The organism is Brevundimonas goettingensis, from assembly GCF_017487405.1.
GTDB lineage: Bacteria > Pseudomonadota > Alphaproteobacteria > Caulobacterales > Caulobacteraceae > Brevundimonas > Brevundimonas goettingensis.
This window is the reverse complement of the sequence record NZ_CP062222.1, coordinates 280,316-300,254: the sequence shown is the minus strand read 5'-3', so window position 1 is coordinate 300,254 and position 19,939 is coordinate 280,316. Positions and strand designations below refer to the sequence as shown.

The 19,939-nt window shown below is 67.7% G+C and carries 25 protein-coding genes; 15 read left to right on the top strand and 10 right to left on the bottom strand.

Features of this window, described 5'->3' with window-relative positions; genetic code table 11:
- Positions 1–56: 56 nt before the first annotated feature.
- Positions 57–689 carry a fasciclin domain-containing protein gene (locus IFJ75_RS01535; RefSeq protein WP_207870825.1) on the top strand — a complete coding sequence of 211 codons (633 nt, stop codon included), beginning with the start codon at positions 57–59 and terminating at the stop codon, positions 687–689.
- Positions 690–979: 290 nt separating this feature from the next.
- Here IFJ75_RS01535 and IFJ75_RS01530 read toward each other — a convergent pair whose 3' ends face one another.
- A complete protein-coding gene (locus IFJ75_RS01530) occupies positions 980–1,303 on the bottom strand; it encodes a DUF1476 domain-containing protein (RefSeq protein ID WP_207870824.1) in 324 nt (107 codons plus the stop codon).
- Positions 1,304–1,566: 263 nt separating this feature from the next.
- Between IFJ75_RS01530 and purC the strand changes: the two genes are divergently transcribed.
- The 8 genes from purC (at position 1,567) to IFJ75_RS01490 (ending at position 8,137) form a co-directional block, all read left to right on the top strand.
- Positions 1,567–2,325 carry a phosphoribosylaminoimidazolesuccinocarboxamide synthase gene (purC, locus tag IFJ75_RS01525; protein ID WP_207870823.1) on the top strand — a complete coding sequence of 253 codons (759 nt, stop codon included), beginning with the start codon at positions 1,567–1,569 and terminating at the stop codon, positions 2,323–2,325.
- Entirely contained in the window at positions 2,325–2,561 is a 237-nt protein-coding gene (gene purS / locus IFJ75_RS01520; protein ID WP_207870822.1) for a phosphoribosylformylglycinamidine synthase subunit PurS, read from the top strand. The genes purC and purS overlap by 1 nt, the downstream gene beginning before the upstream one ends.
- A 189-nt stretch (positions 2,562–2,750) precedes the next feature.
- Complete coding sequence (locus IFJ75_RS01515) at positions 2,751–4,070, top strand: hypothetical protein (protein WP_207870821.1); 1,320 nt, start codon at positions 2,751–2,753, stop codon at positions 4,068–4,070.
- Between the two features lie 73 nt (positions 4,071–4,143).
- Positions 4,144–4,623 carry a YbhB/YbcL family Raf kinase inhibitor-like protein gene (locus IFJ75_RS01510; RefSeq protein ID WP_207870820.1) on the top strand — a complete coding sequence of 160 codons (480 nt, stop codon included), beginning with the start codon at positions 4,144–4,146 and terminating at the stop codon, positions 4,621–4,623.
- 85 nt (positions 4,624–4,708) lie between these two features.
- Positions 4,709–5,938, top strand: coding sequence for an MFS transporter (locus IFJ75_RS01505; protein WP_207870819.1), 1,230 nt, complete (start codon positions 4,709–4,711; stop codon positions 5,936–5,938).
- A 33-nt stretch (positions 5,939–5,971) separates the two neighbouring features.
- Positions 5,972–6,634, top strand: coding sequence for a phosphoribosylformylglycinamidine synthase subunit PurQ (purQ, locus tag IFJ75_RS01500; protein WP_207870818.1), 663 nt, complete (start codon positions 5,972–5,974; stop codon positions 6,632–6,634).
- 97 nt (positions 6,635–6,731) lie between these two features.
- On the top strand, positions 6,732–7,442 hold the full coding sequence (locus tag IFJ75_RS01495; protein ID WP_207870817.1) for a hypothetical protein: 711 nt from the start codon (positions 6,732–6,734) through the stop codon (positions 7,440–7,442).
- Positions 7,443–7,453: 11 nt separating this feature from the next.
- Complete coding sequence (locus IFJ75_RS01490; RefSeq protein WP_207870816.1) at positions 7,454–8,137, top strand: hypothetical protein; 684 nt, start codon at positions 7,454–7,456, stop codon at positions 8,135–8,137.
- Positions 8,138–8,163: 26 nt separating this feature from the next.
- Here IFJ75_RS01490 and IFJ75_RS01485 read toward each other — a convergent pair whose 3' ends face one another.
- Positions 8,164–8,376, bottom strand: a complete 213-nt coding sequence (locus tag IFJ75_RS01485; protein ID WP_207870815.1) for a hypothetical protein — start codon at positions 8,374–8,376, stop codon at positions 8,164–8,166.
- A gap of 119 nt (positions 8,377–8,495) precedes the next feature.
- On the opposite strand from IFJ75_RS01485, the gene IFJ75_RS01480 reads away from it, so the two are divergent.
- Positions 8,496–9,287 (top strand): hypothetical protein, encoded by a 792-nt coding sequence (locus IFJ75_RS01480; protein ID WP_207870814.1) that lies wholly within the window; start codon positions 8,496–8,498, stop codon positions 9,285–9,287.
- Here IFJ75_RS01480 and IFJ75_RS01475 read toward each other — a convergent pair.
- Positions 9,284–9,436 (bottom strand): hypothetical protein, encoded by a 153-nt coding sequence (locus IFJ75_RS01475; RefSeq protein WP_207870813.1) that lies wholly within the window; start codon positions 9,434–9,436, stop codon positions 9,284–9,286. The two genes, IFJ75_RS01480 and IFJ75_RS01475, sit on opposite strands and share 4 nt — an antisense overlap.
- Positions 9,437–9,747: 311 nt before the next feature.
- On the opposite strand from IFJ75_RS01475, the gene purL reads away from it, so the two are divergent.
- The 5 genes from purL (at position 9,748) to IFJ75_RS01450 (ending at position 16,020) form a co-directional block, all read left to right on the top strand.
- The gene (purL, locus tag IFJ75_RS01470; RefSeq protein ID WP_207870812.1) at positions 9,748–11,967 is read left to right on the top strand and encodes a phosphoribosylformylglycinamidine synthase subunit PurL; all 2,220 of its coding nucleotides are present in this window, start codon (positions 9,748–9,750) and stop codon (positions 11,965–11,967) included.
- Positions 11,968–11,975: 8 nt separating this feature from the next.
- Positions 11,976–12,458, top strand: coding sequence for a hypothetical protein (locus IFJ75_RS01465; protein ID WP_207870811.1), 483 nt, complete (start codon positions 11,976–11,978; stop codon positions 12,456–12,458).
- A 42-nt stretch (positions 12,459–12,500) separates the two neighbouring features.
- Positions 12,501–13,904, top strand: a complete 1,404-nt coding sequence (locus IFJ75_RS01460) for a cytochrome P450 (protein ID WP_207870810.1) — start codon at positions 12,501–12,503, stop codon at positions 13,902–13,904.
- 71 nt (positions 13,905–13,975) lie between these two features.
- The gene (locus IFJ75_RS01455) at positions 13,976–15,541 is read left to right on the top strand and encodes an alkaline phosphatase D family protein (protein WP_207870809.1); all 1,566 of its coding nucleotides are present in this window, start codon (positions 13,976–13,978) and stop codon (positions 15,539–15,541) included.
- Between the two features lie 125 nt (positions 15,542–15,666).
- Positions 15,667–16,020 (top strand): DUF1428 domain-containing protein, encoded by a 354-nt coding sequence (locus tag IFJ75_RS01450; RefSeq protein ID WP_207870808.1) that lies wholly within the window; start codon positions 15,667–15,669, stop codon positions 16,018–16,020.
- Between the two features lie 4 nt (positions 16,021–16,024).
- Here IFJ75_RS01450 and IFJ75_RS01445 read toward each other — a convergent pair whose 3' ends face one another.
- The 7 genes from IFJ75_RS01445 to IFJ75_RS01415 all read right to left on the bottom strand — a co-directional run bounded on the left by IFJ75_RS01445 (position 16,025) and on the right by IFJ75_RS01415 (position 19,908).
- Positions 16,025–16,336: a BlaI/MecI/CopY family transcriptional regulator gene (locus IFJ75_RS01445; RefSeq protein ID WP_207870807.1), complete on the bottom strand. Its 312-nt coding sequence runs from the start codon at positions 16,334–16,336 to the stop codon at positions 16,025–16,027.
- Positions 16,336–16,725: a MotA/TolQ/ExbB proton channel family protein gene (locus tag IFJ75_RS01440; RefSeq protein WP_207870806.1), complete on the bottom strand. Its 390-nt coding sequence runs from the start codon at positions 16,723–16,725 to the stop codon at positions 16,336–16,338. Before IFJ75_RS01440 ends, IFJ75_RS01445 begins: the two co-directional genes overlap by 1 nt.
- Positions 16,726–16,775: 50 nt before the next feature.
- Positions 16,776–17,576 (bottom strand): SDR family NAD(P)-dependent oxidoreductase, encoded by an 801-nt coding sequence (locus IFJ75_RS01435; RefSeq protein ID WP_207870805.1) that lies wholly within the window; start codon positions 17,574–17,576, stop codon positions 16,776–16,778.
- A 69-nt stretch (positions 17,577–17,645) separates the two neighbouring features.
- A complete protein-coding gene (locus tag IFJ75_RS01430; RefSeq protein ID WP_207870804.1) occupies positions 17,646–18,467 on the bottom strand; it encodes a TIGR00282 family metallophosphoesterase in 822 nt (273 codons plus the stop codon).
- Between the two features lie 3 nt (positions 18,468–18,470).
- Entirely contained in the window at positions 18,471–18,995 is a 525-nt protein-coding gene (locus IFJ75_RS01425; RefSeq protein WP_263973005.1) for a 5-formyltetrahydrofolate cyclo-ligase, read from the bottom strand.
- Positions 18,996–19,306: 311 nt separating this feature from the next.
- Complete coding sequence (gene zapA, locus IFJ75_RS01420; protein WP_207870803.1) at positions 19,307–19,627, bottom strand: cell division protein ZapA; 321 nt, start codon at positions 19,625–19,627, stop codon at positions 19,307–19,309.
- Complete coding sequence (locus IFJ75_RS01415; RefSeq protein ID WP_207870802.1) at positions 19,627–19,908, bottom strand: hypothetical protein; 282 nt, start codon at positions 19,906–19,908, stop codon at positions 19,627–19,629. The genes zapA and IFJ75_RS01415 overlap by 1 nt, the downstream gene beginning before the upstream one ends.
- Positions 19,909–19,939: the final 31 nt, after the last annotated feature.

The window sequence follows — 19,939 nt, the reverse complement described above, 5'->3', positions numbered from 1 at the left end:
ACCTCCTTCATAGCCGCCGCCGATCCAGAACCAGGGCGGCCTCAGGAGAAAACCCCATGTCCGCCACCCGCGTTACGTCCCGCTTCGTTGGCCTCACCGCCGTCTCGATCGCCGCCCTGCTGGCGGTCGCCGCCTGCAGCAAGAAGGAAGAGGCCGCACCGCCCCCGGCCGAGCCTATGGCTCCGGCGACGGCGCCCGCGACCACCGATCCGATGGTCGGCGGCGCGCCGATGAGCCCGAACGCCACCATCGTCGCCAACGCCTCCAAGGCCGCGAACCTGACAACCCTGGTCAACGCGGTTCAGACCGCGGGCCTCGCCGACACCCTGAGCGCGACCGGCCCCTTCACCGTTTTCGCCCCCGACAACGCCGCCTTCGAGAAGATTCCGGCCGCGACCCGCGAGGGGCTTATGGCGCCGGCCGGCAAGGCCGCCCTGACCAAGATCCTGACCTATCATGTGGTGCCCGGTCGGCTGACGGCGGCCGATCTGGCGGCCCAGGCCCAGGCCAACGGCGGCAAGGTCGAGCTGACCACGGTCGAGGGCGAGACCCTGACGGCCAACGTCAATCCCGACGGCTCGGTCACCCTGACCGACGCCAAGGGCGGAACCTCGCGGGTCACCCAGGCCGATGTCATGCAGTCGAACGGCGTGGTCCACGTCATCGACACCGTGGTCATGCCGAAGTAATTTTTCCGGTGAACCGTTTTCGCCCCCGCGCATTTTAAGGGGGCGCAAGACGCAAGATTTCGGGTGAGGCTTCCCCCAGCCCCCGAAACGAAGGGCCGCACTTTCCCCCGAGTGCGGCCCTTTTCGCATCCTCACCACACAGTGGGGAGGTGGCTCGGCGCAAAGCGACGAGACGGAGGGGCCGCCTCACACGGACGCGATGTCATTGCTTTGCCAGCGGCGGAGTGCGGCTTCAGCCCCTCCACCGCTTCGCGGTCCCCCTCCCCACTGCGCGGGGAGGATCGCCCGGACTATTCGCCGGCGCGGATCTGGTCGCGGGCGACGGAGGCGAGTTCGTCCATCTTGGAACGGATTTCGCCTTCGGAGACCGTCAGGCCCGAGCCCTTGAAGTCGCCGGCGACCTTGCGGAAGACGTCTTCGTCGCCCGGCTGTTCGAAGTCGGCGCGCACGACGGCCTTGGCGTAGTCCTCGGCCGAGTCGGGCGACAGGCCCATCTTCTCGGCGGCCCACAGACCCAGCAGCTTGTTGCGGCGGGCCATGGCCTTGAATTCCTGCTCTTGATCGAGCGCGAACTTGGACTCGAAGCCCTTTTCCCGATCATCGAAGGTCGTCATCAGCCGTCATTCGCTCCGCACGCGGGCCAATCCGGGGGCCGCAGACGCGTCTATAGCCGCCCCGCCGCCCAACGCAACCGGGATCGCTCCGGACAAGGTCTGATCGGCCTGTCGTTTGTATCGCGGGCCCCGTTCCGCTAAAGGGGGGCGGAACAGATTTCCCCGCCCAGCCTGATTCCCGAACGCGTCGCCCGGAGCCCGTCCCCGGTCGCGCGATTTCCGTTTCCGGCGAAGCCCTTACCTTTTCCCGCCCGGGACCGACGATGAACACCAAGCGCAAGAAGCTCTACGAGGGCAAGGCCAAGATCCTGTACGAAGGACCCGAGCCCGGCACCCTGATCCAGTATTTCAAGGACGACGCCACCGCCTTCAACGGCGAGAAGAAGGCCCAGCTCGAGGGCAAGGGCGTGATCAACAACCGTATCAGCGAGTTCGTGATGAGCCGCCTGAACGGGATCGGCGTCACCAACCACTTCATCAAGCGCCTGAACCTGCGCGAGCAGCTGATCCGCGAAGTCGAGATCATCCCGCTGGAAGTCGTGTGCCGCAACATTGTCGCCGGCTCGCTGGCGACGCGCCTCGGCCAGGAAGAGGGCACCCCCCTGCCCCGCTCGATCATCGAATTCTACTACAAGAAGGACGAGCTGAACGACCCGATGGTGACCGAAGAGCACATCACGGCGTTCAACTGGGCCTCGACCCAGGAGATCGACGACATCCTGGCCACCACGGTGCGCGTGAACGACTATCTGTCTGGCATGTTCGGCGCGGTCGGCATCCAGCTGGTGGACTTCAAGATCGAGTTCGGCCGGATCTGGGAAAACGACTTCGCTCGCGTCATCCTGGCTGATGAAATCAGCCCGGACAGCTGCCGTCTGTGGGACATGGCGACCGGCGAGAAGCTGGACAAGGACCGGTTCCGCCGGGACCTGGGCAATGTCATCGAGAGCTATGCGGAGGTGGCCCGCCGCCTCGGCATCATGAAGGACATGCCTACCGTGATTCAGGGGGGACTGCACTGATGGCCAAGGTCAAGGTTCACGTCTTCCTGAAGCCGGGCGTGCTGGACGTTCAGGGCAAGGCCGTCGAAGGCGCCCTGCAGGGTCTGGGCTGGGCCGGCGTCGCCAATGCGCGCGTCGGCAAGCTGATCGAGTTCGACCTCGACGGCGCCGAGGACCCGGCCGCAGAAGCGAAGAAGATGTGCGAGACGCTGCTCGCCAATACGGTCATCGAATCCTACCGGATCGAGGCCGCCTGAGGCCCTGAAAGCCGCGCCGTTCCGGCAAGCGATGCGCCGAGCCCACAGGGGCGGCCTAACGGTAAAGCTTTGCCGTGAGTCCTGTGGCCTAATGCCGTTCTCTCGGATAAGGTTAACGCCTGCGTTTTCCTTACCGGTCGCGTGAGCCCGAAAAGCGGTTCCGTGCCCCTCTGATACGGCGGTTCTGCGATGATCTGGCTGCGCCATGAGTTGTGGGAATATACCGACGGACTGGGCTATCGCCTGGCCAGCCGGAACGCTACCGACGACACGGGCGCGCCCCTGCGCGGCGGCACGCTGAAGCAAATCTTCTATGCGCCCAGCCCGGCGGCGGCGAAGGCCCAGTACTGGGCGCTGCGCCAGCTGGGGCCGATCATTCCTTCGCGCTTCGAATCCGACGCCCCCTTCACCCTGGCCCAACTTCAGGCCCAGCTGGCCCAGTATCCGGACGACGCCACCCTGCACGGCCAGCCGGCCCTTCATCCGGTCGAAGAGACGGCGACGGCCCCCGAAGTCGCCGCAGACAGCGGCGAAGCGGCGGAGCACGGCCCTCTGGAAAGCCTGGAGCCCTGGCCGGTAGTCGCCCATTCGGAACCCACGCCGGATGGCGAGGCGCCCGAGGCGGAAGCCCTTGGTGAGGGCGGCACGGTCGCCGCAGACGCGCCCGAAGAGGCTGCCGACGAAAAGGAACCGGTGTCCAACGTCGTGCCGATCCGCAGGCCGACGCCGCAGGACATCCGTGTCGTTTCGAACACGAACGCCGAACCGCAAATCGAGCGTCAGCCGGTCGCAGCGCCGGGCGCCCTGGGTCTGGCCCTGGCCGAACTGGGTCCGGCGGCGGCGGCGTCCGGCGCCCTCGCGCTGGCCCTGGCCGAGCTTGAACCCACCCCGAACAGCATGCCCGACGACGGCCATCCGACGACGGGGCAGGCGCCCCTGTCGCTGGTGGCGTCCCAGTCCACTTCGACATCCGAGGAGCCGCCTGTGTCAGAGACGCTTGTCGCCGAAGAGCCCGTCGCCGCCCCGCAAGCCGCCGAGGCCGAGATCTCCACGCCCCACGCTGAGACCGTCGAGGCCGTGAGCACGGAACCGACCACCGCAGAGCCTCTGATCGCCGATCACGCCGTCGCCCAGCCCGCCGTCGTCGAGCCGCTGGTCGTTGAACCTGTCGCGGCAGAGGCGGAGGTCGCCGAGCCCCTGGCCCCCGAACCGATCGCCGCCGAAAAGGCGGTGGAGCCCGATCCCCTCGGTCCGATCACGGTGGTGGCGGGCCCCGCGACGGTCGCGGCCCGCGGCAAGCGCCGCAAGACGGGCTTCTTCACCGGCCTGTTCCGGGTGCTGATGCTGCTGCTCATTCTGGGCGGCGTGATCCTCGGCGTCGGCCTGGCGACCGGGACGTTCGACGGACCGACCCTGCTGGCCCAGGCCCAGGCCCTGCCGGAGCAGGCGCGCGCCCTGCCGGACCAGATCCGCAATCTTTCCATCGTGAAGACGCTTCTGCCCGGCTGAGGCCCCTGATAGGACGAGCCGTCCGAACCCTTCCGCATCGTGAGGCGTTCACGGCTGGATCACAGGAGCGCCCATGACCTTTACCCTGACCTCCACCGACATCACCGACGGCGGGGTCCTGCCGGACGCTCAGGTCGCGGCCAAGGGCAATACCTCGCCGCAGCTGAGCTGGTCCGGCGCGCCCGAGGGCACGAAGAGCTACGCCATCACCGTCTATGATCCAGACGCGCCCACGGGTTCGGGCTTCTGGCACTGGACGGTGGCCAATATCCCGGCGGATGTGACGGAGCTGCCGACCGCAGCCGGCTCTGCGGGCGGTGACCTTCCGAAAGGGGCCGTTCAGGGCAGAACGGATTACGGAAAGGCGGGCTTCGGAGGCGCCGCTCCGCCTCAGGGGCATGGACCGCACCGCTATATCTTTACGGTCTTCGCCGTGGACGCAGACCGTCTGGAAGTGACAGCGGACGACTCGGGGGCCGTCTTCGGCTTCAACCTGCATTTCCACACCCTGGCCAAGGCCACGATTACCGCGACCTACGAAAACAAGGTGTGATCGGTATCGGCCCGGGTTGCGGTTGATCCCGCGGTCCGCCGCCCTATTTTGCAGTGCAGCAATTCTCTCTGCCTGCAGGATAATCATGGCCACGGACATCACGCCGGAGCTCAACGCCGCGCATTCTACCGCTGTTGAGCCGCAGGCCATCAACGCGAAGGCTGTGGCTCTGGTGCTGACCGCGCTCGGCATGGGCGGGTTCGCGATCGGCGTGACCGAGTTCTCGGCGATGAGCGTCCTGCCGGACTTCGCCGGCGATCTGGGAGTCGACGCCCCCACCGCCGGCCACGCCATCAGCGCCTATGCCCTCGGCGTCGTCGTCGGGGCGCCGCTGCTGGCCGTTCTGGGCGCGCGGATTGCGCGGTGGAAGCTGCTGATCGGCTTCATGGCCCTGTTCGCCGTCGGCAATGCCCTGAGCGCCCTTTCGCCGACGTTCGGCTGGATGCTGGCCTTCCGCTTCCTGAGCGGCCTGCCGCACGGGGCCTATTTCGGGGTGGCGGCCCTGGTCGCGGCCTCCGTCGTGCCTCTGGCGTATCGGACGCGCGCCGTCTCGACGATTCTGCTGGGCCTGACCATCGCCACTGTGATCGGGGTGCCGGTGGCCACGGGCGTCAGCCACGCCTTCGGCTGGCGCTGGACCTTCGCCGCCGTCTCGGTGCTGGCGGTGATCACCATGAGCCTGGTCGCCCTGTTCGCGCCGCGCGATCCGCCCCACCCCGATGCTAGCCCCCTGCGGGAACTCGGCGCCCTGAAGCGGCGGCAGGTCTGGCTGACCCTGGGCATCGGCGCCATCGGCTTCGGCGGGATGTTCTGCGTCTATGCCTATCTGGCCTCGACCCTGACGGCGGTGACCGGCGTCGGCGCCAACATGATCCCGTGGGTCTTCGCCGTCTTCGGCGGCGGCATGCTGGCGGGCAATCTGATCGGCGGCTGGACCTCGGACCGGTTCGGCATGAAGGCGGGCGCCGGGATGCTGATCTGGAGCGTCTTCTCCCTGATCCTCTATTTCTTCGCCGCCCCGCATCTGTGGGCCGTGCTGATCGTCATCGTCCTGATCGGCGCCGGCATGGGGCTGGGATCTCTGCTGCAGACCCGGCTGATGGACGTCGCGGGCGACGCCCAGACCCTGGCCGCGGCGCTCAACCACTCGGCCTTCAACACCGCCAATGCGCTGGGGCCGTTCCTCGGCGGCCTGGCCATCGCGGCCGGTTTCGGCTGGGCCTCGACAGGTCTGGTCGGGTCCGCCCTGGCCTTAGGCGGCCTGATCGTCTGGGCCTGGGCGATGTGGGACGCAAAACGCACTTCCGCCGCCTGACACCCGTCTGGAATCCTGCTAGAGGCCCCGCCCATGAGCGCCGCCGTCATCGTCTTCCCCGGATCCAACTGCGACCGGGACTGTAAAGTCGCCATCGAACGCTCCACCGGAGAGCGGGTGGAAATGGTCTGGCATGGCGAGACCAGCCTTCCCGACGACCTGGACCTGATCGTCCTGCCGGGTGGATTCTCCTACGGCGACTATCTGCGCTGCGGGGCCATGGCGGCCCATGCCCCGATCATGCAGGCGGTCAAGAAAGCCGCCGACGACGGTGTCGCTGTGGTCGGCATCTGCAACGGCTTCCAGATCCTGTGCGAGGCCGGGATGCTGCCGGGAGCCCTGCTCCGCAACGCCGGGCTGAAATACGTCTGCAAGCCCATCGCGCTGGAAGTCACCAACGGCCAGACCCGTTTCACCGCCGGCTATCAGGGCCAGCGCGAGGTGGTCATGACCCAGGGCAATGGCGACGGAAACTATTTCGCCGACGCAGAGACCCTGGTCCGGCTCGAGGGCGAGGGCCAGGTGGTCTTCCGCTACGTCGACAATCCCAACGGCTCGGTGGCCAATATCGCAGGCATCCAGAACGCGCGCGGCAATGTGCTGGGCATGATGCCCCACCCCGACCGGGCCTTCGAGGCCGAGCTGGGCTCGGCCGACGGCGCGACCCTGTTCCGCAGCGTGATGGCTGCGGCGTAACGCCGCACATATTTCCGCCGCATTCGCGCTCGCCGCGCGATTGACACCGCCACAACCCTCAAGGCATGCCTAGGGCAAAGCTTGGGGGGAGTATCCAGTGTTCAAGAAAGTTCTCATGGCCGCCGTCGCGGCCATGTCCGTCGCCGCCTGCGCGTCGCCCTATGTCGCCACGCCCTACGACCGGGCGGCGATGCCGGTCCGCACCATCACCGTCATGGACGATGCGGCCGAAGACAACGCCATTGCCTATGAGGTCGCCTCCATCGGCCGGAATTTCGGCCTGATCGGAGCCCTCGTCGATGCGGGCATCCAGGCCGAGCGCCAGTCCGCCGTGAACAAGGCGTTGGACAGCGTCAGCTTTGACGGCGAGACCGTTTTCGAGCACCGCCTCGCCTCGCGCCTGACGTCGGAAGGCTATCAGGTTGCGGTGCGCGAGAACGCCCCTCGCGACAAGCGCGCCTTTGTCGTGACCTATCCGTCCGCGGACGGCACGGCCGACGCCTATCTGGATATCGTCGTGGCGCATCACGGCTATCTGTCGGCCGGCGCCTTCCAGCCCTTCCGCCCCTCTGCCGCCGCCCAGGTCCGACTGGTCAGCGCCTCGGATCCGACCAAGATCCTGATGGACAACCGGATCGTCTACAACGGCATGACCACCGCCGACGCCGGGGTCATCACCCTGACCCCCAACCCGTCCTATGAGTTCAAGAACCGCGAAGAGCTTCTGGCCGATCCGGCGAAGATGGCGGCCGGGATCGAGGACGCCCTGAACCAGATCGCCGACACCGCCGCACAGCTGCTGCGCTAGGGGCCATCGCCATGCGTTTCGCCTTCAGCCTCGCGGCCATCTTCGCCGCGACGGCGGCGGCCGGGTGCGCGACCATGCCCCCGCCGCCTCCGGCGACCCTCGCTTTCGGAGGAGCGAACTGCGCCGCTACGCCTGATCTGACGCAGGCCCTGAGCCTGACGCCGGACAAGGAGCGGTCCCTCTGGACGGTCACCACCCAGGTCGGGTCGGCGACGCCCTGCGTCCGCCGGGACGGGCGCGAGAGCTCCTATCTCGTCTATGCCATCCCTGAGGATGCGGGAGACAAGACCCTGACCGTGGGCGGCTATCTGGAGCCGCTTCGGATCTTTTCGCCCCGCGTCGAGGTCCTCGACGGGCACGGCGAGACGTCGCGAAGCTTCCGGCCGGACGAGTTCATGTATCGGGGACCGAACTATTCCGTCCTGTTCCGGCCGCGCCCCGGGGAGCGGTATGTGCTGGTCACGACAGAGGACGCCCGCGTCGGTCAGAAATACGATTCGATCGTCATCGGCGTCACCACGACCAGCACCGGCGCGGTTGCAGGGTCCGCTCTCGCGGCGGGACTCGTGGGCGGCGGCACGGTTTCGAGCGGCACCGACGTGGGACTGTCGCGCACCTTCTCCTACGAGGGCGCCGCGCAGGTCATCGTCCACGACAACGATACGAAGGAAGAGGCCGCCGCGCCCGCGTCCTGAGCGTGGGGTCTCAGCCTGTCCCGACGTCAGGCATCGCTGGTCCGCGACAGTTGCTCTTCGTCATCGGCCTGGCCTTCGTTGCCCGGCTCATCGTCTTCATCCTCGTCAGGGGTGACCACGCCGCCCGGGTCGCGCTGGGCGGCCAGTTCGCGCGCGCCGACGCCCAGACCCTGTTCGATGGCCAGGTTGGCCTCGACGTCGTCGGTTTCGAAATGGGGTTTGTCTTCCGGATCGGCCATAACGGGCCTCCTTCTCTGAAACGATGATGCAGGCTGAACCGACCGGCGACCAGTGCGGTTCCAGTGAACCTTCGCCGCGCTGAGGCGTAAGGGCGGGCTGAACCGTTATAGGAGCCCCGATGTCCATCGTCCGCCCTACCGCCGCCCAGAAGACCCGCCGCTGGATCGTGCTGGGGACCGCGGTCTTCGCCGTGGTCGTCGCCCAGGCGCAGATGGGGCTGGGCTGGGGCCAGAGCGCGGCCGCCTTCGCCGCCGACAGCGACGCGACCCTGAAGGTCGCCGGCTGGGCCTTCGCCATCTGGGGCCTGATCTATGTGGGGCTGCTGGTCTATGCCGTGCGCCAGGCCCTGCCCCAGACGGGCGAGAGCGATCTGATCCACGATTTCGGCTGGCCTTCGGTCCTGGCCTTCGCGGGGATCGGGCTCTGGATCGTGGCGGCGGCGCTGGACTGGGAGGTCGCGACGATCGTGCTGATCTTCGGATCGCTGATCGTGCTGTTGATCCCGCTGTTGACCCACGCGCGTCAGATCCGGAGCCTGAAGCTGTCCGACCGGGATCGCTGGATGACGATCTGGCCGCTGAGCCTGCTGGCCGGGTGGCTGAGCATCGCCGCCCCGGTCAATCTGATCACGGTGGCGACCGGCAACGGCGACCTGCCCTCGGCCCTGTCGCCGACCCTGTGGGCCGGACTGGCGGTGGCGGTCGTGGCCCTGGGCGCCGTGGCGGTGACCTGGCGCATCCGGACCGTCGCCTTCGGTCTGCCGGTCTCATGGGGTCTGGCCGGGGTGTTCGCGGCTGAGCAGTCGCGCAATAGCGCCCTCGCCTTCACCGCCCTGATCGCCGCCGTCGCGGTTCTGGTCGTCGACGTGGTGATCGTTCTGGCTCAACGCCGCAGGGTGGAGCGGGACTAGATCCCGTCGCCGTCGACATCCTCTGCATCATCGGCGGCCTGTTTTCCCGCCCGTTCGGCGATGGCGGAGGCGCCGGCGTCGTCGGCCGCGATCTCGGGGGCGTCGGCGTCTTCGGGCGTGGCGGCGGGGTCGATGGGCTGATCCGTCATAAGGGTTGCTCCGGTGTGCGGGGTTTCAATCGCTCGCGCGCCCGGACGTTCCGGAACGCCGTCATCTCGCCTACGTCAGCGACCCAACGCCCTGATCGTGAAGGCTTTCACATCCCGGCGCGGCCATTCGACTGAACATCCTTGCCCGCCGGGCTATAATGGCCCCCGCGACCGGTCTCTGACATCGACAGGACTGGAAGCGGTCACATCGGACTCTTCGGACTCTATTTTCGAGTCCGCATCCCGCCAAAACGCGCCCGACGCCGCCCGCCGGGCTGACTCCGGCGTCGAACATCGCTAGAAGCCCCGCCATGAGCGCCCCCCAGAAAACCATCGCCGAACTCGCCGCCGAATACGGTTTGAGCCCCGCTGAATACCAGGTTGTCCTGGACCGCCTGGGCCGCGAGCCCAACCAGCTGGAATTGGGCGTGTTTTCGGTGATGTGGTCCGAGCATTGCTCGTACAAGTCGTCGAAGATCCATCTCGGCAAATTCCCGACCAAGGGACCGCGCGTTATCTGCGGGCCGGGCGAGAACGCCGGCGTCATCGACATCGACGACGGCGACGCCTGCATCTTCAAGATGGAAAGCCACAACCACCCGTCCTTCATCGAGCCCTACCAGGGCGCGGCGACCGGCGTGGGCGGCATCATGCGCGACGTCTTCACCATGGGCGCGCGTCCGGTCGCCCTGCTGAACGCCCTGCGTTTCGGCGACGTCGGCCATGAGAAGACGAAGCGCCTCGTGAAGGGCGTGGTCTCCGGCATCGGCGGCTACGGCAACTGCGTCGGCGTGCCGACGGTGGCGGGCGAGACCAATTTCCACGCCGGCTACAACGGCAACATCCTGGTCAACGCCATGTGCGTGGGTCTGGCGAAGTCGGACGCCATCTTCTACTCGGCCGCGCCGGGCGCGGGCATGTCGGTGGTCTATTTCGGCTCCAAGACCGGCCGCGACGGCATCCATGGCGCGACCATGGCCTCGGCCGAGTTCGACGAGGATTCCGACGAGAAGCGCCCCACGGTGCAGGTCGGCGATCCCTTCGCCGAGAAGCTGCTGATCGAGGCGACGCTGGAACTGATGGCCTCGGGCGCGGTCGCCGCCATCCAGGACATGGGCGCGGCGGGCCTGACCTCGTCCTCGGTCGAGATGGCCGGCAAGGGCGGCGTCGGCATCGAGCTGGACATGGACAATGTCCCCCAGCGCGAAGAAGGCATGTCGGCCTATGAGATGATGCTGTCGGAAAGCCAGGAGCGGATGCTGGCCGTACTGAAACCCGGCCGCGAGGAAGACGGCTACCGGATCTTCAAGAAGTGGGGTCTGGACGCCGCCGTCATCGGGCGCACCACCGACACCGGCCGCCTGATCCTGAACCACCACGGCGAGGTCGTCTGCGACGTGCCGCTGGCCCCGCTGTTCGACGACGCCCCCCTGTACGACCGTCCGTGGGTCCAGCCCGAGCTGCAGGGTCGCCTGACCGCCGCCGACGTCGCCGCGCCGGAAAGCTGGGAAGACGCGGTGCTCAAGGTCGTCGCCTGTCCCGACATGGCGTCCAAGCGCTGGATCTGGGAACAGTACGACCGCCACGTCATGGCCGACACGCTTCAGGACTCGGCGACCGGCGCCGACGCCGGCGTGGTGCGGGTGCACGGCACCGACAAGGGTCTGGCCGTCACCTCGGACTGCACGCCGCGCTACGTCCAGAACGACCCCTATGAGGGCGGCAAACAGTGCGTCGCCGAGGCCTGGCGCAACCTGACCGCCGTCGGCTCCCTGCCCATCGCCATCACCGACAACCTCAATTTCGGCAACCCGCAGCGGCCCGAGATCATGGGCCAGATCGTGCGCGCCATCGACGGCATGGCCGAGGCCTGCCGCGAGCTGGACTTCCCGGTCGTGAGCGGCAACGTCAGCCTCTACAACGAGACCAACGGCGCCGCGATCCCGCCGACCCCGACCGTGGGCGGCGTGGGCCTGCTCAAGAACTATGACGTGGTCACCGGCTTCTCAGGCGTGGCGGAGGGCGACGCACTGGTCCTCATCGGCGCCACGAACGGCGAACTCGGCGCCTCCATCTATCTGCGCGAGGTTCTGGGCCGCGAGGACGGCGCCCCGCCGCCGGTCGACCTGAAGCTGGAGAAGAAGACGGGCGATTTCGTGCGCGGCCTGATCGAGGCGGGCTTCGTCACCGTGGTCCACGACCTGTCGGACGGCGGTCTGATCGGCGCCGCAGCCGACCTCGCTCTCGCCTCGAACACCGGCATTGCACTCGGCATTCAGGGCGACGGCGCTGATCACGGCTTCTACTTCGGCGAGGATCAGGCCCGTTATCTGGTCGCGATGACTCGCGAACAGCTCGACGAATTCGACGCAAAGGCCAATGCAGCGGGCCTCGACTATCTGGTGGTCGGCGAAGCTCGCGGCGAAGCCTTCTCCGCCAACGGGAGCGATGGCCCGCTGTTCAGCATCCCCATGACCCACCTGCGCGAAATCCACGAAGGCTGGATGCCGGGCTGGATCGAAGCCGCCTGAGACCCGCCGTGTGCCGGTTGATCCTCCCTGCCCTGCTGCTGGTCCTCGGACTGGCCGCCTGCGACGGCGAGGACCCGGTGGACAGCGTCGTGCGCGACGTCTCGACGGCCAATCACGCGGCGGCCGCGGTGGCTGAGGCCGAAGCGGCCGCGAAGGCTGAGGCGACGCCCGCTCCGGTGATTGCTCCAGCAGCAGCCGAATGCGACGTCGAGGTCAGCTTCGGGAGCTATGGCGCGGGTCCGGACGCCGCGGTGAAAGACAGCATCCTGAAGCTGGTCAGCGCCGATCCCGGGGTGACCGCCTCGCAGATGAAGCCCTGGGGGCGCGAAGGCGAAACCACCCTGTGCCTCACCGCCCGGGACGAGGCCGCCGCCAATCGCCTGTACGGAACGCTCGCGGCCCAGCTGCCCTCGACCAGCACCCGCGCGCCGACGACCGTGCGTCACCGCGACGGACGCAGCCGGGCCACCACATATCCCGCCGGCCAATAAGTCGCCTTTCGCCTGTCACGATCCGGGCGTAGCGTCTCGGTCATGGCCGATGGATCCCAGACCTTCCGCCCGTGGACGCCGCCCCGGCCGACGAAGCCGTTGGGCCTGGTCCCGTTTCTGTGGATCAGCTGGCGCAATCCCCTGCTGATGTGGTCGGACAAGCATTTCCAGGAACCGCAACTGCACGGACGCGGCGCCCTGGGAGAGGTTCTGGTCGTCAGCCATCCCGAGGGGGTGCGCCACGTCCTGACCGAGAACGCCGCCAACTATGAGAAGGGCGCCCTGCAGCGCCGGGTGCTGGGACCGATGCTGGCCGACGGCCTGCTGCTGACCGAGGGTGAGGTCTGGCGCCGGGCGCGGCGCATCCTCGCGCCCCTGTTCACCCCGGCGAGGACGCTGAAGATGGCGGCGCGGATGGACGAGGTCTGTCGCGCCCGGGTCGAGGCCCTGCATCTGGAGCACGGGGCGCGGGTGCTGAACATCGATTCCGAGATGTCGGGCCTGACCTTCGATATCCTGTCGGCGACCCTGTTCTCCGACGAGCTGGACGGGGACGCAAAGGGGTTCGAGGCGGCGCTGAACACCTATCTGGCGGTGGGCGCGCGGATCGATCCGCTGGACGTGTTCAACGCGCCGAGCTGGATCCCGCGACTGGGCAAGACCGCCAGCTATCGCTCGGCCCGCTATTTCGAACAGAGGGTCGGGGCGCTGGTAACGCGGCGTCGGGCGCGGATCGAGGCGGGAGAGACGGCGCCCGACGATCTGCTGACCGCCCTGCTCACCGCACGCGACGAGGCGGAAGACGGGAACGGACTCGACGACCGGGAAGTCGCGGCCAACATCCTGACCTTCATCCTGGCCGGGCATGAGACGACGGCGCGGACCCTGGGCTGGGCCCTGCATCTGATCTCGCGAAGTCCGGCCGTCGCGGAGACGCTGAAGGCCGAGGCCGACGCCTTCGACATCGCCGATCCGAAATGGGCCGATGGCCTGCCGTGGACGCGGGCGGTGATCGAGGAGGCGATGCGGCTGTTCCCGCCCGCCCCGACCCTGGCGCGCCGGTCGATGGGGCCTGATGTGGTCGGCGGTGAGGCCATCGGGCCGGGCTGCGCGGTGCTGATCTCCCCGTGGATCCTGCATCGGCACGAACTGCTGTGGGACGAGCCGGACGCCTTCCGGCCCGAGCGCTTCCTGCCCGAGAACCGCAAGTCCGTCGACCGCTATGCCTATATCCCGTTCAGCGCCGGGCCTCGGGTCTGCATCGGCGCGGCGTTCGCCATGCAGGAGGCGATGATCGCCCTGACGACCCTGCTGAAGGCCGCCGAGGTCGAGGCGATCAGCACGGTCGAGCCCCATCCGACGCATCAGGTGACCCTGCGCAGCCGCCTGCCCATACACCTGCGATTGCGAGCCCGCCGGCCTTCAACAGGCGCTGCGGCGGCCTGACGCAGAGCTGAAGCGCCACTGTCGCAATCCGGGCGTAGGGGCGAACACCTCACCTGACCGGAGCCCGTCCCATGACCCGTTTCGACCTGTCCCGCCGGGGACTTCTGACCGCGTTCGGCGGCGGCCTGGCCCTTACGCAGACCGGCCCGGCCCTGGCCCAGGCGGCGTTCGACGTGAACCCCTTCCGGCTGGGCGTTACGGCCGGCGATCCCCAGCCCGACGGCTTCGTGATCTGGACGCGGCTGGCGCCCGATCCCCTCGCCTACGGCTCGGGCATGCCCAACCAGCCGATGGCGGTGCAGTGGGAGGTGGCGGCCGATCGCGGCTTCCGCACCGTGGTCCGTTCGGGCGAGGCCATCGCACGCCCGGAGCTGGGCCATTCGGTCCACGTCGAGGTCGAGGGGCTGGAGCCCGCCCGCGCCTATTTCTACCGCTTCACTGTCGGGACCGAGCGCAGCAGCGTCGGTCGCGCCAAGACCACGCCCGTCGCTGGCGCCGCCATGGACCGGGCGAAGTTCGGCATCGTCGGCTGTCAGGCCTATGAGAGCGGCTTCTACACCGCCCACCGCAAGATCGCGGCCGAGGATCTGGATTTCATCTTCTGCTACGGCGACTACATCTACGAAGGCCGGGGCAATCCGACCTATCAGAACGCCGCCGGCCCGATGGAGAACCCGCGCGTGCATCTGGGCGGCGAGATCTACAGCCTGGACGACTACCGGCGGCGCTATTCGCAGTACACGATGGACACGGACCTGCAGGCCTCGCGCGCCGCGGCGGCCTGGTTCGCCGTCTATGACGACCATGAGGTCGACAACAACTGGGTGGGCGAGATCGATCAGGACGGCACCCCGTCCGAGATCTTCCTCCTGCGCCGGGCCGCCGCCATGCAAGCCTTCTATGAGTTCATGCCGATGCGGAAGTCGGCCTTCCCGCGCGGATCGTCGATGCAGCTGTATCGCCGGACCCAGTACGGCAATCTGATGGACCTGAGCTTCCTCGACACGCGCCAGTACCGCTCGGACCAGCCGTGCGACGACAGGTTCGGCGCCAACTGTTCGGCCATCGACTCCCCGGAGGCGCAGGTGCTCGGACAGGCTCAGGAGGCCTGGCTGCTCAATACGCTCGACCGCTCGACCGCGACCTGGAAGGTGATGGCGCAGCAGGTGATGATGATGGATCTGAACCGGACCTCGGGCGAGGGCTGGAGCGTCAATCCGGACAGCTGGGCCGGCTATTCCACGCCGCGCCGTCGGCTGTTGAAGCATATGCAGGACCGTCGGGTGTCCAACGCCGTGGTCCTGACCGGCGACGAGCATCAGAATTTCGCGGGCAACCTGTTCCTCGACGGCCGCCACCCAGAGGGCGATCCGATCGCCAGCGAGTTCGTCGGCACCTCGATCAGCTCGGGCGGCGACGGCGTCGACCAGAAGCCGGAGTGGGCCGCCTTCATGGCCGCCAATCCGCAGCTGAAATTCCTGAACAGCCAGCGCGGCTATGTCGTCTGTGATGTGACCCCGGAGCGCTGGCAGACCGAGTTCAAGGTGCTGGACCAGATCCACGACCGCAACGGCGTTCTGACCACCCGGGCCAAATACGCCATCGAGGCGGGCAAGCCGGGGCTGGTCGAAGCTTGATCGGGGCCTGATCCGCGACCCTTCGTCACCTGATGGGAACCTGTTCGGACACCCGCTCTTGAGCCGGTGTTCGCCAAACTCGCTTAGTCGAGTTGATCAGGCCAATTGGTCAGGGAGAGACGCGCATGGACTATGTCGATGGCTTCATCATCGCGGTGAAGAAGGACCGGATCGAGGACTACAAGCGGATCGCCGAGGAAAGCGCCCAGATCTTCAAGGAGCTGGGCGCCCTGAGCGTGGTCGAGTGCGTGGCGGACGACGTCCCCTACGGCAAACTGACCTCCTTCCCCCGCGCGGTGATGGCGGAGGAGGACGAGATCGTCGTCTTCTCCTGGATCACCTATCCGTCGCGCGAGGTCCGTGACGAGGCCAACACGCGGATGATGGAAAACGAGAAGATGGCCGCCGCGATGAACGAGATGCCGGTGGACGGCAAGCGCATGATCTTCGGCGGATTCAAACAGATCGTCTCGGCCTGAGAGTTCATCCTTCCGACAGATCACGGATCAGGGCGGCACGGTCGCCGGCGAACAGGCGGTCGGCCAAGGCCTGGACCTCACCGTCGACATAGGTTCGGCGGTCGATACGGGCATGGTAGCGCTGGCGGCCGTCCTCGCGCACCGACTGGACAGCGCCCTTGTGCATCAGCCGGTTGAGCAGGGTCTTGATGGTGGCGTCGCCCCAGGGCTGGACCGACTTCACCTCGTCGATCAGGGAGGCGAAGGACAGCGGCCCCTTGCGCCAGAGGGCCGCCAGAACCTCGCTCTCGGCCTCGGTGACGGGGATGCGGGCCATCAGGCCTTGAGCACCAGACGATCGACCCGGGCCTCGACGATCCAGTGGCAGACCACCGCCACCACCCCGACGATCAGGCCCAGCACCAGCAGGAAGGCGGCCTCAGCCAGGCCGGGCGCGAGGACATTGAGCGGCTGGGGCCCCTGGTTCGACACGCCGATGAAGATCATCAGCAGATTGTAGGCGCCGCCGAGCAGTCCCAGCAGCGGCGCGCCGAGGCGCAGCGCGGACAGGAAGGTCGAGCCGCCGTTCAGGTGCGGGCCGGACATCACCTTGCGCACCGTGACCAACACGGCGGCGATCAGGGCGACGACGAGGGCGAGCACGATGACCTTCACAGGCACGGAGGCATCGAAGAAGACGGTGAGCGGAGTGATGGAGCGAGACATCGGACCCTCTTTAAGATTACGTTCGTAATCTTTGTGGATTACAGTCGTAGTCAAGTCAAGCACCCCGACATCAGTCGATGGATCAGCCGGCCGTCCAGCCGCCGTCGACCATGACCGAACTGCCCGTCATCAGGCTGGAGGCGTCGGAGGCGAGGAGCAGGAGGGGGCCGGTGAGTTCCCTCCATCTGGCCCAGACGGCCGAACTTGATCCGGCTGAGGACGAAGTCGCGCGTGCCGGGCGTATCGAGGATCGGCCGGGTGAGGGCGGTCTCGATGAAGGTGGGGCAGAGGGTGTTCACACGAACGCCGTGGGGGGCCAGATCGATGGCCATGCAGCGGGTCAGGCCTTCCAGTCCCCATTTCGAGGCGCTGTAGAGGGAGCGGCCCGCGCCGCCGACGTGGCCCATCTGGGACGAGACATTGATGATCGAGCCGGAGCGACCGGCCTCGACCAGACCCTTGGCCACCGCCTTGCCGACGAACAGGGCGGCCTTGAGATTGAGGTCGAGGACGGCGTCGTAATCCTCTTCGGTCACCTCGAGGATCGAGCGTATTCGGTTGGCGCCGGCGTTGTTGAGCAGGATGTCGAAGGGACCGCGCGTGGCTATCTCGCGCTCCACGGCGGCGATGTCGTTGACGTCGAGGGTGAAGCCGTCGGCCTGGAACCCGGACTCGCGGATCTCGGCGACGCGCGCCTCCACATCCGAGGCGGTGCGGGCGCACAGGGTCACATGGGCGCCGGCCTGGGCGAAAATCGCCGCTCCGGCTGCGCCGATGCCGCGCCCTCCCCCGGTGACGAGGGCGCGCTTGCCGGACAGGCTGAAGTTCGGAAAGGCGGGGGTCAGAGGCATGGCGGTCTCCTGAAGGCCGGGCCAACCTTGGAGAGAAGTCGCTCCCGATCAAGACCGGGAACGCAGCCTTCAGACCACAGGGATCGCCTGGCTGAGGCGGCCGCCCACGCGGATGGGCTCGACCCGGGTGGCCAGACCCGTGCGGTCGTCAGTCTCGACGAAGACGCCGCAGATGGTCGCCGGGCCGTGGGCCGGGGAATAGCGGCCCTGGGAGATGCGGGTGGTGAAGCGCCGCAGCGGCTCTTCCTTCTCATTGCCGATGACGCTGTCGTAGTCGCAGCAACCGCCGGCGTCGGTCTGATAGGCGGTGCCCGCCGGCAGGATCTGGCAGTCGGCGGTCGGGACATGGGTGTGGGTGCCCACGACCAGTGAGGCGCGGCCGTCGCAGAAATGGCCCATGGCCATCTTCTCGGAGGTGGCCTCGGCATGCATGTCGACGATGACCGCGTCGGCGACGGCGCCGAGCGGGGCGGCGTTCAGCTCTCGGTCCACGGCGCTGAACGGGTCGTCCATCGGGTCCATGTGGATCCGGCCCAGGACATTCATCACCAGAACCGTGCGGCCCGAATGGGTCTCGAACAGATTGGCGCCGGCGCCCGGCGCGTCCATCAGCCGGGGGTAGTTGGCCGGGCGGATCAGGCGCGGCTCGCGCACGATATAGGTCAGGGCCTCGCGCTGGTCCCAGCTGTGGTTGCCCAGCGTCAGGCAGTCGGCGCCGGCCATGAACAGTTCGCGCGCGGTGTTCTCGGTGATGCCGAAGCCGCCGGCCGCATTCTCGGCGTTGACCACCACGAAGTCGAGCTTCAGGTCGCGCTTGAGGCCAGGAAGATGATCGCTGATGCCGTCGCGACCGGACTTGCCGATCACGTCGCCGAAGAAGGCAAGACGCATGGGTTAGGAGACCTTTCGCGCCGGGGTATAGCCCACCTCGGTCAGAACGCCATGCAGACCTTGGTCGTGCCTGTCCATCGGCACGCGGTCGAGGCGCTGTCCGGCATAGGCGAAGCCGATCCGCACGGCCTCTGGCAGGACCGCGAAGGTGCGGTCGTAGAAGCCGCCCCCCTGCCCCAACCGCCCGCCGAAATCATCGAAGGCCAGCAGCGGCGCCAGGATGAGGTCGGGGACGACCGTCGCGGCCAGCGGCAGGGGCGACGGACAGCCGGCGGCGTCCAGCTCCAGCGGCTCGCCCGGCGACCAGAGGCGGAAGATCATCGTCGCGTCGCGCTCCAGCACCACCGGCAGGCAGAGCGTTCGGCCCGCGGCGGCCAGAGCCTGGGCCAAGGCGTCGGTGTCCAGTTCCGATCCCATGGCGCGGTAGAGAGCGACGGTTTCGCCGCGAGGCAAGGCCGCGGAGCAATCGGCGGCGCGTTGGGCGGCCAGCGGATCAGCCTCAGCCAGTCGTTTGCGAAGAGCGCGCATCGAAGCGCGGAGAGCGGGCTTGTCGGAAATCATCGCAACCGCGCTCAAGCAGCGAGCGACCGCGTCGCGAGCGGTAGCGCCCAGAAGAGGGAATGTTGGCGGCGCCGGAATAGCCGTGAAGGACGGTTTGAATCCTCTCGAGCCTGGGTAGCCAGGTGGGTTCCATATACCCGGGTCCACGGACCCAGACAGGGACAGATCCCTTCGAGTGAATTAAGGCCGCGAGGATATGTTGCCTTCGACGTGAGACCCAGCAGGACCCGCCGTCGATCAAGATAGGCCCTGAACGGCGCCGTCACAAGGCAAGAGACTCAGATCGTCTGGACCAGTTTTTCGAGACGGGCGGCGACGGCATTGAGGGCCTCCGCGACGCCGTCGGACGCGACGCCGGGCGCCGGGGCCGCGACCGGAGCGCCGTGCTGGAGCGTCAGCCGGGCCTCGTGCAGCTCGTCCGCCAGCAAGAGGGCCGCCATCAGGAACAGGCGCAGGTCGCCGACATGGCCGACGTCGCCCGCGACCGAACGCACATGGCCGTCGAACTGTTTGGCCAGGATGCGGACGCGTTCTTCCTGACCGTCGGCGCAACCGACGGCATAAGGGCGTCCATTGATGTCGACAGTGACCGTGGCCATCAGTCCTCCGGCTCCTGATTCACGGACAGCAGGCCGCGCAGCTGGTCAGCAGCGCGGGCCAGGGCGGCGGACGCGTCGCGACCGGCGGCTTCCAGCGCGGCGATTCGGGCCTGATCCGCAGGATTCGGCGCAGGACTCCCGACCGCCGGAATGGCGAAAAGATCGTCGTCGGCGATCGCCGGCGCCGAGGCGGGCCTCGCCTTTAGCTCCAGCACCTTGCGTTCCAGTGCGGCCAGAGCCCGGTCGACCCGTTCCCTGGCGGCGGTCGTGGCGTCGGCCATCAGTCGCATCCTCCAGATTTCTTATAGAACC

Excerpts from the sequence above, each read along its gene's own strand:
- IFJ75_RS01535 (WP_207870825.1), top strand. The coding sequence starts at position 57 with ATGTCCGCCACCCGCGTTACGTCCCGCTTCGTTGGCCTCACCGCCGTC.
- IFJ75_RS01530 (WP_207870824.1), bottom strand. The coding sequence starts at position 1,303 with ATGACGACCTTCGATGATCGGGAAAAGGGCTTCGAGTCCAAGTTCGCG.
- purC (WP_207870823.1), top strand. The coding sequence starts at position 1,567 with ATGAACACCAAGCGCAAGAAGCTCTACGAGGGCAAGGCCAAGATCCTG.
- purS (WP_207870822.1), top strand. The coding sequence starts at position 2,325 with ATGGCCAAGGTCAAGGTTCACGTCTTCCTGAAGCCGGGCGTGCTGGAC.
- IFJ75_RS01515 (WP_207870821.1), top strand. The coding sequence starts at position 2,751 with ATGATCTGGCTGCGCCATGAGTTGTGGGAATATACCGACGGACTGGGC.
- IFJ75_RS01510 (WP_207870820.1), top strand. The coding sequence starts at position 4,144 with ATGACCTTTACCCTGACCTCCACCGACATCACCGACGGCGGGGTCCTG.
- IFJ75_RS01505 (WP_207870819.1), top strand. The coding sequence starts at position 4,709 with ATGGCCACGGACATCACGCCGGAGCTCAACGCCGCGCATTCTACCGCT.
- purQ (WP_207870818.1), top strand. The coding sequence starts at position 5,972 with ATGAGCGCCGCCGTCATCGTCTTCCCCGGATCCAACTGCGACCGGGAC.
- IFJ75_RS01490 (WP_207870816.1), top strand. The coding sequence starts at position 7,454 with ATGCGTTTCGCCTTCAGCCTCGCGGCCATCTTCGCCGCGACGGCGGCG.
- IFJ75_RS01485 (WP_207870815.1), bottom strand. The coding sequence starts at position 8,376 with ATGGCCGATCCGGAAGACAAACCCCATTTCGAAACCGACGACGTCGAG.
- IFJ75_RS01480 (WP_207870814.1), top strand. The coding sequence starts at position 8,496 with ATGTCCATCGTCCGCCCTACCGCCGCCCAGAAGACCCGCCGCTGGATC.
- IFJ75_RS01475 (WP_207870813.1), bottom strand. The coding sequence starts at position 9,436 with ATGACGGATCAGCCCATCGACCCCGCCGCCACGCCCGAAGACGCCGAC.
- purL (WP_207870812.1), top strand. The coding sequence starts at position 9,748 with ATGAGCGCCCCCCAGAAAACCATCGCCGAACTCGCCGCCGAATACGGT.
- IFJ75_RS01460 (WP_207870810.1), top strand. The coding sequence starts at position 12,501 with ATGGCCGATGGATCCCAGACCTTCCGCCCGTGGACGCCGCCCCGGCCG.
- IFJ75_RS01455 (WP_207870809.1), top strand. The coding sequence starts at position 13,976 with ATGACCCGTTTCGACCTGTCCCGCCGGGGACTTCTGACCGCGTTCGGC.
- IFJ75_RS01450 (WP_207870808.1), top strand. The coding sequence starts at position 15,667 with ATGGACTATGTCGATGGCTTCATCATCGCGGTGAAGAAGGACCGGATC.
- IFJ75_RS01445 (WP_207870807.1), bottom strand. The coding sequence starts at position 16,336 with ATGGCCCGCATCCCCGTCACCGAGGCCGAGAGCGAGGTTCTGGCGGCC.
- IFJ75_RS01440 (WP_207870806.1), bottom strand. The coding sequence starts at position 16,725 with ATGTCTCGCTCCATCACTCCGCTCACCGTCTTCTTCGATGCCTCCGTG.
- IFJ75_RS01435 (WP_207870805.1), bottom strand. The coding sequence starts at position 17,576 with ATGCCTCTGACCCCCGCCTTTCCGAACTTCAGCCTGTCCGGCAAGCGC.
- IFJ75_RS01430 (WP_207870804.1), bottom strand. The coding sequence starts at position 18,467 with ATGCGTCTTGCCTTCTTCGGCGACGTGATCGGCAAGTCCGGTCGCGAC.
- IFJ75_RS01425 (WP_263973005.1), bottom strand. The coding sequence starts at position 18,995 with ATGCGCGCTCTTCGCAAACGACTGGCTGAGGCTGATCCGCTGGCCGCC.
- zapA (WP_207870803.1), bottom strand. The coding sequence starts at position 19,627 with ATGGCCACGGTCACTGTCGACATCAATGGACGCCCTTATGCCGTCGGT.
- IFJ75_RS01415 (WP_207870802.1), bottom strand. The coding sequence starts at position 19,908 with ATGGCCGACGCCACGACCGCCGCCAGGGAACGGGTCGACCGGGCTCTG.